Consider the following 12125-nt stretch of genomic DNA (forward strand, 5'->3'; position numbering starts at 1 on the left):
TTGACGTCGACGCCTTCGGCTGCTCGCCCGCGGAGGCGATGGCGCGACGGAAAAGTCATGTCGTCCACCCGATTGGGACGTCTGCCCGTAGGGCACACTGCCAGCGGGCGGGGGGAAGGACGGTGAATGCGGGTGTTCGGGAGAGGCGAAATCCACTCGGGGGTGGGATGACCGGCAGGACCCGATTCACAGCACGTTTGGTGTGGGGGCGCCGCAGCCTGCACGTGTTCTGCTCGCACGCACTGGCTGCCTTCGGACTGCTCGCGGGCCTAGTGCAGTTGGTTGCCGCCCTATTTTCCCTGACCTTTTCCGCACCGGTGGCGGTCATCGCGGCAACTGCCGCCGCCAGTGTCGTCTGGGGCGCCGTACAAGCATTCCCGCCGGCATCCGCAGAGCGCGCGTTCGACCATCCGAGGACACGGGTGCGCGTGATCGCCGGAGATCTGTTCGACCAGCCGGGGCACCTCGTCATCGGATTCACCGACACCTTCGACACGTCCGTCGCGGATGACCGCGTGATCAGCCGTTCAAGCGTCCAGGGGCAGTTGCTGGAGCGCTTCTACTCAGGAGTACAGGACGATCTCGACAATGCGCTGACCGAAGCACTGGCACTGCACGTGCCCGAATCGGTCGAGTCGCGCGTGGACAAACCCCAGGGCAAACTGAACCGCTATCCCATTGGCACCGTCGCGATCATGCCGAGGGGTGACCGCAAGCTGTTCGGCCTGGCCTACAGTCGATTGACCAACGACCTGGTCGCGGAGTCCAGCCCCGAGAGGGTCTGGGTGAGCCTGTGCCGCCTGTGGGAATCCGTCTACGCACACGGACACCGCGAGCCGCTCACCATCCCGGTCATCGGCAGCGCCCTGGGCCGTATCGACACCCTGAGTCACGAGAACCTGCTGAAGATGATCCTGCTCTCCTTCGTCGCGGCCTCCCGGGACCGGGTGATCACGCGCGAACTCACGGTGGTCGTGTGGCCACCGGACCTGAAGGAGATCAACACTCTGGAGATCCGACAGTTCCTGACGACGCTGTAGGACCCGGAACACACCGAAGGGGGAACGGTAGTGACGAAGGCGAAGGCATTCCTCAGCTGGTCCACGGCGGACCCGCGGATCGAACCACTGGCCCAACTGTTCAAGCAGTGGCTGGGCTCACTGCTCAGCGAGCGCGTGGATTTCTTCTTCTCGCGGGAGATCGCTCCTGGAGAACACGCCGTGCCGAGCATCTACAAGGCACTCAACGAGGCCCACTTCGGATTCATCTTCCTGTCCCAGCGCACCGCGCGCAGCCCCTGGGTCATCTACGAGAGCGGATGCCTGAATCCTTCCCTGCGCGCCGGCCGGGTCTTTCCGCTGCTGTTCGACCTCTCCCCCAAGGAACTGCGGGTCGTGTGCCCCCCGCTGGCGGACTTCCAGGCCGTATCGCTGCGCGACGTCCAGGACGTGCGGCGGCTGACCGAGAAACTGGCCCGGATGGTCGGGCTCGGCGATACCGAGATGTTCGCGTTCCGGGAGCAGTTCCAACAGACGCACCCCCAATTGGAGCGTGCGATCACCGAAACCGTGGACAGCAGGCGGCTGCTGCCCGACCGGTTCACGGGGACCGTCACCTACAACGAGAACATCACCGGATCCCGGAACTTCCAAATGCCGCAAATCTTCGACCACTACCAGCGCGAACTGTTTCTGGTCGGCAACAACCTCAACTTCCTGCTTAACCTGCACAACAACACCGAGATGTTCGGCGCGCTGCTGGACTCCCTCGTGCGGGATCCATCGAAGACCGTTCGCATCCTCGTGGCCGACTTGTGGGACGAGAAGATCCGCTACACCTTCAACAAAATCATCTTCGGCAACGCCATGTCGGAGTTCGCGGGCCTGGACGACGTACTCACCAACCCGGATTCGACTCTGTACCTCGACCGCTTCATAGCCGACCGGGTCGGCAGCGAGGTCCACCAGCGCCTGCGCAGGCAACTCACGATCAAGAAGTTGTCCTTGCTGTTCGACACCTTCTGGTTCGTCGACCCGGACGGCACGACCCACTCCGGCGACCTCCTCTTCGCCCTCATGACGGCCGTCACGGGCAGGGAGCGCCCGGTCTTCTACGTGAACCAGGCGGAGAACCCGGGCCTGTTCTCCAAACACTTCGACATGTGCCGGGCCGCATTCGACCTGACCTCGGAGGTCCTGTGGCCCGTCGCAGGGCCCCCTCGCTGACTGCCCGTACGCGAAGGACGCCCGGCCGGGGCTCCGGCCGGGCGCCGGTACCCGGTGGCCGGGACCAGCACATCCAGTGAGCGGCTGCTGCGGTCAGCCCCGGTATCCGGGCGGGCCATCCGCACTGCGGAGGCTGACGCAGGTGCAGGGTGAACAGTACGGCCAAGCGGCGGAACTGCTCGTCGGCTAGCAGCAGACCAGCTCAGAGCCCGTATCCCGACTTGTTGCGATCGGTCGGGTTCGGTCCCATTAGTGGCCCTCTTGCGGCCCTCCCCCTGACGGAGTCGATCGCGCACCGCGACCAGTCCAGCTGGCCGCGGGCGCCGAGCTCGTCGAGGACCACTCGGTGGAGCCTTGCCCATGTGTGATTCCGGCTCCACTGGACGAACCGCCGGTAGATCGCTGCCAGAAGCAAGAAACGAGGTCTTAGGCGTCTTCGAAGGCGGTCACGTGCACGGAGAAGACCTTCGTGCCGGTCTGGTGCCCGGTGACCTCCGTACGGACGACGCCGCTCCTGCTGCGGCGCAGTGGGGTCGCCTCGACCCAGCAAGGGGAGTCCAGCTCGACGTAGCGGGCGAACCGGGCGTCGAACTCCGTGGGGACGGTCTGGGGGGCGCCGGAAAGGGCCTGTGCGGCTTGGGCGGCGGCTTCGAGGAAGACCAGCCCCGGTACGTGGTCGTGTGCGTGGTCGAAGTAGGAGCGGTTGGCGGTGTTCACACGCAGCTGCCAGCGATGCGATTCTCCGATCGGGCTCAGGACGGCATCGTCCAGCGAGGTCTGCCGCCCCCGCGTGGCGTCGTCGAGGGCGGGCCCGAGGGGGAGGGCGCGTGCCGTGGCGGCCTGCGCGTCCCCGTACTCCCCGCGCAGTCTTTCGTATATCGCGGGAGGGTGGGCGGTGTAGCGAACCCGGGCGATGCCGAGCGGCTCTCCGTCGCGCATCGCCGTGATCTGGGTGGCGAGGCGGACGGATCCGCGCCGGTGACGGTCCACCTCGGTGTGGGTGACCGTCAAGCGCACGACGGCCGGCACTGATCGGGTCCGCATGGCTGTCGGCACGACGGAACTGTCGTAGGAATCCCAGCCCAGGCGGAAGTCGAGAGGTATGTCATGGGCGACGTGCGACAACAGGGCGAGGGACTGGCGGATCGTCTCGGAGAGGAGGAGCGGGTGGTAGTGGCCCTTGTGGGAGGTGTACAAGGAGTGGTGCGCGGGCCATTCGGCGATGACGGTGTGGGAGACGCCGTCGTCGTGGCGGCGCCATCCGGACAGGAACGCCTGACCGGGTGCGGTCTTGCGGGTCAAAGCCGTGGAGGCCTGCTGGACGCCTTCGAAGGGCGTGATTAAGCCAGTTGTGATGTTCATCGGGAGTTCCCCCCTGGAACGATGCGAGTTGGGTGCAGGCGGCACTGCAGACATCGGTGCAACGAACTCTGCGCAGTAACATAGAGATGACTATGTTTATTGTCGAGATGCTGGGGAGGCAGATGTATGGCACAACAAGAGCGGAGCGTTCGGACACGAGCGGCCATCCTGAGGGCGGGCGCCGAGGTTTTCGCCGAGCTTGGCTTCGCCGGGGCGAGCGTCAACAAGATCGCGAGGCGGGCGAACCTGACGCTGGGGGCGCTCTACTTCCACTTCGAGTCGAAGGGGGAGCTCGCCCGTGAGATCGTCCGGACCCAGCCGGAGCTGGTGGCCGGGCCCACGGCAGCCGGCGTGCAGGGCGCCGTGGACATCACCTTGGCTTGGGCGACACAGCTGAGGGAGGACCCTTTACTGCTGGCGGGCGCCCGACTGGTGATGGACCAGGAGTACTTCGTCTGCGACGAGGAGGGCAACTCCTATCGGCAGTGGGCAGAGGTGCTCCAGCCGTTCCTGCGCGAGGCCGGTGAGAACGGCGAACTGCGACCGGACGTGGAACTGCGGCAGCTGGCGCAGCTCGTGGTCAACGCCTGCACCGGGGCCCAGATGAACGCCCAGCTCGACAGCGGCCGAAGGGACCTTCCGGACCGCATCCGGCAGATGTGGGTCCTGTTGCTGCCGCTCATCGCCAGCGAGGAGTGCGCGAGCAGGGTGATGGAGACGTTGCGCCTGGATGACGACGATTCTCCTCCGCATGGCGTGAATTGAACCTGATCGCCACCCAAAGGGGCTGCCGCGCCCGCTGTGCATGGCGTTGAATCTGGCTATGTCACCTATAGCGGGAGCCTTACAGGGGCGAACAGCCATGATCACTGGGGCGTCGAGCGGCATCGGGGCCGCCGCTGCGAGGCTCTTTGCCAGGGAGGGTGCGGCCGTCGTGCTGCTGGCCCGGCGCAAGGACGCGTTGGAGGGACTGGCCGAAACGATCCGCGCGGAACGGGGGAGGGCGCTGGTCGTGCAGGGGGACGTGCGAAATCCCGAGGAGGTGGGGGAGGCCGTCACCCGGGCGGTCGAGGAGTTCGGTGCACTGGACGCGGCCTTCAACAACGCGGGGTCGGGGGCGTTCGGCCCGGTCCTGCACGAACTGGACGAGGACGCCTATGACACGGTCATGGACGTCAACGTCCGGGGCATCTGGAACTGCATGCGCCGACAGATCCCCGTCATGCTGCGGCAGGAGAACGGTGGCGCGATCGTCAACACCTCCAGCGTCGCCGGTCATTCGGCAACGGGCGCCACGGCCCCGTACATCGCGGCCAAGCACGCGGTCCTCGGCCTCACTCGAGCCGCCGCGGCGGAGTACGGGGCCGCTGGAATTCGGGTGAACGCATTGATGGTGGGAGCCACCCGCACCCCGCAGCTGGAGCCGTACCTGGACGGCACCGCCGCTGCAGTCGAGAGGCTGACCAGGCGCGCGGTGCAGAAGAGACTGGCAGACCCGGAGGAGATCGCGCAGGCCGCACTGTGGTTGTGCAGTGGCCGGGCATCCTTCGTCACCGGCGGAGCGGTGGCGGTGGACGGCGGGTGGAGCGCGGTGTGAACCGTGCCGAGTCCTGGTCGAGACGGCGTCGGAACGGCCGGGCGAACCGCGTGACGTCATGGCGCCCGGCGCGCGTGCGACACGGGTAGTGCGAGCGGGGCCCCTGTCCCGTGGCACGAGCGGAACGGTGCCACGGGGACCCGTCGTGCGGGGCCGCGTGAAGTCAGACCGGCAGCCGCGCCGGCCGCCGGGGCGTCCTGATCAGACGGGCGGAGGCGCGGATCCCGGGAAGGGCGGACGGGTCGACGTCCGCCAGGTCCTGGAAACCGCAGGCCGCCGACACCAGCGTCACATGGCGATGCCAGCCGGGATAGGACCGGCCCTCGAAGTCCTGGAGCCCGAAGCTGCCTTCGAGTCGGCGCAATGCCCGGGGGGTGGCGGCCGACAGGGACGCCAGCTCCAGAAGTTCCTCCATCGGCAGGTGGACGAGGGTGGTGACCCACAGCGCGGTGGGCTGCTCGCCCCCGCGGGGAACTTCGCCGAACAGCCGGTAGAAGCGCTGCGGCTGCGGGCCGCGGGGCAGGCGCACCAGTCCGGTGACCACACGGGTCAGCCGCGAGGGGCGAAGAGGGCTCGCCCTCAGGACCGAGCGCAACAGTTCGCCTTCGGTCTCCAGGAAGCGACGCGCGCTGATGGGCGAAGCGGTGCCGTCGGCGGCCGGACCGGAGGGAGGAGCTGCCGCGCCAGGCTGCACGGCCAGGCCGTCGGGGACGGCGACGACAAAGTCGTGGCCGCGCTGCCGAAGCCCCAGGAGGAGCCGGTCGGACTCCTTGTGCTCGCGGAGATTCGCTACCAAGGGCAGGGCCGGGGACGCGCCGGCGGCCAGTGTGTCGGCCAGGTCGAGCACCTGCGCCCAGACCGGAAGGGGCTGGACGGCCTCGGGAATGCGCGTGCGGCGGCGCAACTGCTCCTCGCTCCACTCGCTCGGCAGGTGCAGGCGCCAGTCCACAGGAATCTGACCGCGGCTCGTGGCCAGGAACTGCCCGACGCCCACCTGGCAGTTGATGGTCCGACCCAAGGGCGGCACGAACCTGCGGTGCACCCCGCACGACTGGTCACCCCGCTTGGGCACCACGGCGACACCGATGGTCCACGCCTTCGGCCGCGTCCGCTGCTCGACCCAGCGCCTCAGCTCGCCCCGGACCGGCTGCCAGTCCCACGGGCTGGCGTTGATGAAGCGGTGCAGCGACTGCGAGGCGGTGGGGGAGTCCGTGATGGCGGCAGCCAGGCTGCGCACGGACTTCCTGCCCGAGACCGCCAGAAGTCCCAGCAGGTACGCGGCGGCCCAGCGGCGTTGGTCCGCTCTCGGTAAGTGCGTGAAGAGCTGATCGGCGAATCCGGCGACTCGATGGCCCTCTTCCAGGGTGGACAGCCGGTCGGCACCGTAGGCGATATTGATCATGAGGGGCTCCGGGGGGTGCGGCTCAGAGATCGACGCCCAAAGAATAATAGGGGCTGCTATTTTTTTGTCGGAGTGAATCAGCCAACCCGGCCATGAGGTCGGCGCCTTCGGTCCGGAGGCCTGACTCTGCGTGAACCGGCCAACCGTGATCGACGGGCTTGTAGACGCTGACCTGCGGCGTCACACTTGCCGCCACGACCGCTGGACGACGAGGTCGGCCCCCCCGGCAACGCCCGCAGAAAGGGGGCCGCAGGCACATTCCGCTCCCGTGGAGGCCGTCCGGCGCTCTGCCACCGGACCGAGCCGGGGACGGGCAGGTCGGCGCACTTCGCCTTCACGGCGTCCGTCGTACGTGTGGTGCGCGCACCTGCCGTCCCCGCTGTCGGTGCCGGATGGGGCCGTCTTGTTGACCATCAACCAGCGCACCGGAGACATGCATGACGAGGCAGTTACGTGCGGTACGCACCCGGCAGGCACTGGTGAACGCCGCGGCGACCGAGTTCGACCGGAGCGGCTATGCCGGCGCCGCACTGAACCGGGTGTGCCGGGCCGCCGGGATAACCATGGGCGCCCTGACGTTTCACTTCTCGACCAAGGGCGAACTGGCCGCCGCCGTGCAGGCGAAGGGGCAGACCGTCACCCGGGCCGCGCTCGGCGCCCTGCCGTCAGGCCCGGCACCGGCGCTGCACCGAGCCGTCGACATGACCCTCGAACTGGCCCGGCTGCTCGAGGAAGAGCCGGCCGTCCGCTCCGCGGCACGGCTCAGCCGCGAGCTGCCGGACGGGGACCTCGCCTGGATGAATTCTTGGGAAGCCGCCGTGCAGGACCTCTTCAGTCAGGCCTATCGGGACGGACAGTTGCACGCCGCGGTCCGTCCGGAGGATCTGGCCGCGCTGTCGCGGTTCCTGATGCTCGGCGCCGAGTACCGGGCCCGCGCGGCGAGCGAGCAGAACGGCCAGGAGCCGCGCGAACCGGGCACGGTGGAGGAGATCAGGCAGATGTGGGACATCATCCAGCGAGGCATTTGCGGTCCGTCGAGCCTCGCGTCTTCGTGACGGGGGTTGCGCGGCGTATCAGGAGGGCGGCCTGAGAGCTCGTCGCCGCCGAGGGCGGGGCCGACCGCGCCGGTTTCGGACAGAGTCCGCATGGGTGCGGGTCCGGCACCGTCGGAGCACGCGGTCGAACCGTTCTCTCGGCCGCTCACGGTACGGGGCGTCTCCGTGTCGGGAGGTGCACCTCGAGGAGCTCCCACTCAGCATGCCCGAGGTTGCCGGGTGCCGTGAACCACGCCCTGCTGGGTTTCCCACCTTCGAAGGCCGGGACTCGAAAACAATCGAACCTTCAGGCAAACACTCCGTCGGTTCCCGCCGAGGGGGAGCGGCATTCGCATCTTTGCTCGAATCGGGGTGCGATTTTCGCGAGTCGGCATTGCCGCACCCCGCTCCGGCACGGATCGTGGATGCCGCAACCGACACTAGTACCAAGGGCGGACCAGTGAGGGAGGCCGAGCCGGCGTGTGTGATCAATGCGCGGGTGCCGGCGACTTCCGCAGGTCCTCAAGCTTGTTCAATCCGTGGCCGATGGGGTCGGCGCGGCGATCCGGGGCGGCGGCAGACCCTCCCTAGCGACCGGAAGAGCTCCAAGAGGCAAGGCCGTCGGCAGCCTTGCTCCACTCCGTCGGGCGTGGGCCAGGGGCTCTCCTGGCGGTGACGCCTCTTGCCGTGCCGCACTCGCTGTCCTGCAGCAACTCTATCGATTCGACCAGCTCGGACTTCCGGCTGCCCATTTCCGGGGCGGCCAATACGGCAATGCCTTGAAAGGCTTCTGTGGAGGTTTCCATGGCGACAGTTGAGCGTGTGGACGCAGTCGTGATCGGGGGAGGAATAGCCGGATCCGCCCTGGCGGCGGTGCTTGCGGGTGACGGATACGACGTCCTGCTCCTGGAGCGGCAGACCGTTTACCGGGACAAGGTGCGCGGCGAGGTGATCAATTGCTGGGGAGTGGCCGAACTCCTCGAACTCGGCCTGGAGAAGCAGCTGCTCGATGCGGGCGGGACCTACATCGACCGCTTCGTCGGATTCGACGAGATCACCGACCCGGAGACCGCTTGGGCCAACGCCCTCAACCTGGACGACATGCTTCCCGGCATTCGTGGCGTGCTCGACGTCGGTCACCCCGAGGCGTGCGAGGCGCTCGCCACCGCTGCCGCTGAGGCCGGGGCCACGGTTGTGAGGGGGATCGGCGACGTCACGGTGACGGGCGGGCCCCACCCCAGCGTTCGCTACGAGTACGACGACGTCGAATACGAGGTGCCCTGCCGCCTCGTCGTCGGAGCGGACGGTCGCACCTCGACCGTACGGCGTCAGCTCGGCATCTCCCTGACCCAGACCCCGCCGAACTCGTTGGGCGGCGGCATGCTCGTGGAGGACCTCCACGACTGGCCCGCCAACGTCACCTCGATCGGCACCGAGAAGGACCTGCTCTACTTCGTCTTCCCCCGTGCGGGAGCCAAGGCCCGGCTGTACCTGCTGCACGACGTCGCCCAGAAGGGACGCTTCTCCGGCCCGACCCGGCAGGCCGACTTCCTCGAGGCGTTCCAGCTGGACTGCATCCCCAACAGCGAGATGTTCGCCGCGGTCACCCCCTCGGAGTCCTGCGCCTTCTATCCGATGAACGACGCCTGGACGGACGGCCCCGTCGTCCCCGGCGCGGTCCTGATCGGCGACGCGGCCGGCTGGAGCGATCCGGTGGTCGGCCAAGGCCTGTCCATCGCCCTGCGGGACGCGCGCCTGGTGTGGGAGGCGCTGCGCTCCAGTGCCACCTGGTCGCCCGGGATCCTCAAGCCGTACGTCGACGAACGCGAAGAGCGGATGCGCCGCCTGCGCATCTCGGGATCCGTCCGCACCGCGATGAACATGACCTTCACCCCCGAGGGCGCCGCGCGTCGCAAGGCGTACGCCAAGGCGTGGCCCACCGACCCGGTGCTGGCCGGATCCCGGCTCGCCACCTTCAAGGGGGCCTACGGCGTTCCCGCCGAATCGTTTCACCTCGAGACCATCCAGCGACTGCTCGCCCTCGGTTAGCCCCAGTTGGCTCCGACGCACCCATCGAAGGGACTTCCACCATGCACGTGAAGACCGACGCGGACGACGCCCGGATCCGGAAGAACGGCTGCGACATCCGCCAGCTCTACCCCTGGGACGGCGTCGTCGTCCCGCCCTGGAACAGCACCTTGTGCTCCATCCGGCCGACCGAGTCCAGCACGCCCCACGGCCACGCCACCGACGAGACCTTCATCTTCATCAGCGGTGAGGGGTACCTGCGCGTCGGCACCGAGGAGCGCCAGATCACCCTGGGCGATGTCGTTTACGTCCCGCACGGCACCGACCACAAGGTCACGAACACCAGCGAGTCCGACCCGCTGACCTTCGTGAGCATCTACTGGCTCCAGCCCGCCGAGGCCGGAAAGGACGCCTGATGGCCGACTCCCCGGGTGCCGACACCACCGCCCCGCGCCGCGTCAACGTCACCTTCTCGCCTCCCACGCCCAATGGCGACCTGCACCTGGGCCACCTCGCCGGCCCTGTCCTCAACAGTGACGTGTGCGCCCGGTCCCAGAAGATCCTCGGACACGACGTGGCCTTCGCCACCAGCACCGACGACAACCAGACCTACGTCGTCACCACCGCCGAACGCCTCGGGACCACGCCGGAGGCGCTCATCCAGCACGCGCTGGAGAGCGTGACGAAGTCGCTGGAACTGGCCGGCGTCGACGTCGACTTGTTCGAACGGCCGGACGAGGACTACACCACGTTCGTCCGCGACTTCTTCACCCGGCTCTGGGAGCACGGCGCGTTCGACCTGCGCGAGGTCGATCTGCCGTACGACGCCGAAACCGGTGAGTACAAGGCCGAGGCCTTCGTCACCGGACGCTGCCCCACCTGCCTGGCCCACGCCAGGGCCGGCGTCTGCGAGGCCTGTGGCCTCTACAACCTGCCCGGCGCCCTGCTGCCCGTCACCGACACCGCATCCGCCCTGCCGCAGCGAACGGTCTCGATCTGGGTCCTGGACCTCGAACGCTACCGATCCATGATCACCAACTGGTACCGGACCACCGACGTGCAGCTGCGTCCGGACCTGGCCAAGGTCGTCGCCGACACGCTGGCCGGGCGGCTCCCGTACATCCCGCTGACCTACCCCACCGCCTGGGGCATCACGGTCGAGTGGGACGGCCCCGACATCCAGCCGCAGGCCATCAACGCCTGGCCGGAGATCTACGTCGGTCACCTGCACTGGCTGCAGCAAGCACGTCTGGACACCCGGGCCGAGTGCGACGAACTCGTCCAGTTCATCGGCATTGACAACGGCTTCTACAACGCCTTCGTCTACGTGACCCTGGCGCTGCTCGCGGCCCGCCACGGCATGCCGGTGCCCCTCCCCAGGACCCGCACGCTCACCAACCAGTACTACATGCTGGAGGGCCGCAAGTTCTCCACCAGCAAGGGCGACGTGCGCTGGGCGCGCGACTACCTGGAGTCCGTCGGCCGCGACCGGGCGCGGTTCGTCCTCGCCCTGACCAGCCCCGAACTACAGCAGGCGGAATTCAGCGAGCCCATCGCGGCCGACACCATTGCCGCACGCTACGACGCTCCCCTCACCACGATCGTCGAACAGCTCGACGCCCTGACCGGCCACCACATCGACGCGACGCCCTCCCCGTGGTGGGACGCGGCCCTGCAGGCGTCCCGGCGACGCTTCGAGGACGCCTACCGGCTGGAGAACTTCAGCGTCCGCAAGGCCGCCGAGGCGGTCGCCCTCCACCTGGAGGTGCTGGCGCTGCGCTCCGCCCGGATCCGGGTCGACGCCGCGAGCGAGGTCTCCGGCGCGCTGAGGTTCCTGTGGGCGCTGCGCACCCTGGCCTGGCCGATCACCCCCGACCTCGCCGAGAGCATTTCCACCGCCTTCGCGGGCCCGACCACCGTCGGCAAGGCACCCCTGCTCGCCGACCTCTCCAGCACACCGGAGAACCCCTTCCGGGGCCTGGTCATCCCGGCCGCCCCGACCGCATGACCTGCGGGGCGACCCGCCCCGCACACCACTCCCGCACGGACGACACCTTCACCTCCCAGGAGATCCACCATGCTGCGCACCTTCATGAACGCGAAGATCCACCGCGCCACCGTCACCGACAGCAACCTGAACTACGTAGGGTCCATCACCATCTCGCCGGAGCTGCTCGACGCCGCCGGCATCGGCGTCCACGAGCTGGTGCACGTCGTCAACGTCAACAACGGCGCGCGCTTCGAGACGTACACGATCCTCGGCGAGCCGGCCGCCCACCAGGTCATCGTCAACGGCGCCGCCGCCCGCCTCGTGGAGACCGGCGACAAGGTCATCATCATCAGCTACGCGCAGCTCACCCCGGACGAGGTCGCCGACCACAAGTCCCGCGTGGTCCACGTCGACGACACCAACGCGATCACCGAGACGGCGCTCCTCAGCGCGTGACCTCCGGACCCGTCGGTCCCGCGACAACGTT

General features: G+C 68.2%; 11 protein-coding genes and 1 pseudogene. 9 read left to right on the forward strand and 3 right to left on the reverse strand.

The window, feature by feature from the left end; translation table 11 throughout:
* The first annotated feature begins 167 nt into the window (after nucleotides 1–167).
* Entirely contained in the window at nucleotides 168–1040 is an 873-nt protein-coding gene (locus tag ACIQK6_RS32410; RefSeq protein WP_329104932.1) for a macro domain-containing protein, read from the forward strand.
* A 30-nt stretch (nucleotides 1041–1070) separates the two neighbouring features.
* The gene (locus ACIQK6_RS32415; protein ID WP_329104934.1) at nucleotides 1071–2225 is read left to right on the forward strand and encodes a toll/interleukin-1 receptor domain-containing protein; all 1155 of its coding nucleotides are present in this window, start codon (nucleotides 1071–1073) and stop codon (nucleotides 2223–2225) included.
* A gap of 214 nt (nucleotides 2226–2439) precedes the next feature.
* Here ACIQK6_RS32415 and ACIQK6_RS32420 read toward each other — a convergent pair.
* Nucleotides 2440–2622, reverse strand: a pseudogene (locus ACIQK6_RS32420) (IS5/IS1182 family transposase); the annotation flags it as partial.
* Between the two features lie 29 nt (nucleotides 2623–2651).
* Nucleotides 2652–3587: a ScbA/BarX family gamma-butyrolactone biosynthesis protein gene (locus tag ACIQK6_RS32425; RefSeq protein WP_329104935.1), complete on the reverse strand. Its 936-nt coding sequence runs from the start codon at nucleotides 3585–3587 to the stop codon at nucleotides 2652–2654.
* Nucleotides 3588–3713: 126 nt separating this feature from the next.
* Here ACIQK6_RS32425 and ACIQK6_RS32430 point away from each other — a divergent pair, with 126 nt between their 5' ends.
* Nucleotides 3714–4352: a ScbR family autoregulator-binding transcription factor gene (locus ACIQK6_RS32430; RefSeq protein ID WP_329104936.1), complete on the forward strand. Its 639-nt coding sequence runs from the start codon at nucleotides 3714–3716 to the stop codon at nucleotides 4350–4352.
* Nucleotides 4353–4410: 58 nt separating this feature from the next.
* On the forward strand, nucleotides 4411–5184 hold the full coding sequence (locus ACIQK6_RS32435; RefSeq protein WP_329104937.1) for a glucose 1-dehydrogenase: 774 nt from the start codon (nucleotides 4411–4413) through the stop codon (nucleotides 5182–5184).
* Nucleotides 5185–5347: 163 nt separating this feature from the next.
* On the opposite strand, the gene ACIQK6_RS32440 is transcribed toward ACIQK6_RS32435, so the two are convergent.
* Nucleotides 5348–6586, reverse strand: coding sequence for a transposase (locus ACIQK6_RS32440; RefSeq protein ID WP_329104939.1), 1239 nt, complete (start codon nucleotides 6584–6586; stop codon nucleotides 5348–5350).
* 437 nt (nucleotides 6587–7023) lie between these two features.
* Here ACIQK6_RS32440 and ACIQK6_RS32445 point away from each other — a divergent pair, with 437 nt between their 5' ends.
* From ACIQK6_RS32445 to panD, 5 genes are all read left to right on the forward strand, one after another.
* Nucleotides 7024–7641: a TetR family transcriptional regulator gene (locus ACIQK6_RS32445; RefSeq protein WP_402696208.1), complete on the forward strand. Its 618-nt coding sequence runs from the start codon at nucleotides 7024–7026 to the stop codon at nucleotides 7639–7641.
* 783 nt (nucleotides 7642–8424) lie between these two features.
* Nucleotides 8425–9669 carry an NAD(P)/FAD-dependent oxidoreductase gene (locus ACIQK6_RS32450; RefSeq protein ID WP_329104943.1) on the forward strand — a complete coding sequence of 415 codons (1245 nt, stop codon included), beginning with the start codon at nucleotides 8425–8427 and terminating at the stop codon, nucleotides 9667–9669.
* 41 nt (nucleotides 9670–9710) lie between these two features.
* Entirely contained in the window at nucleotides 9711–10064 is a 354-nt protein-coding gene (locus ACIQK6_RS32455; RefSeq protein ID WP_329104945.1) for a cupin domain-containing protein, read from the forward strand.
* Nucleotides 10064–11656 carry a class I tRNA ligase family protein gene (locus ACIQK6_RS32460; RefSeq protein WP_402696210.1) on the forward strand — a complete coding sequence of 531 codons (1593 nt, stop codon included), beginning with the start codon at nucleotides 10064–10066 and terminating at the stop codon, nucleotides 11654–11656. Before ACIQK6_RS32455 ends, ACIQK6_RS32460 begins: the two co-directional genes overlap by 1 nt.
* Before the next feature lie 69 nt (nucleotides 11657–11725).
* Nucleotides 11726–12094: an aspartate 1-decarboxylase gene (gene panD, locus ACIQK6_RS32465; RefSeq protein WP_329104947.1), complete on the forward strand. Its 369-nt coding sequence runs from the start codon at nucleotides 11726–11728 to the stop codon at nucleotides 12092–12094.
* Nucleotides 12095–12125 lie beyond the last annotated feature (31 nt).

Origin of the sequence: Streptomyces sp. NPDC091682 (assembly GCF_044756625.1) — a bacterium.
GTDB lineage: Bacteria > Actinomycetota > Actinomycetes > Streptomycetales > Streptomycetaceae > Streptomyces.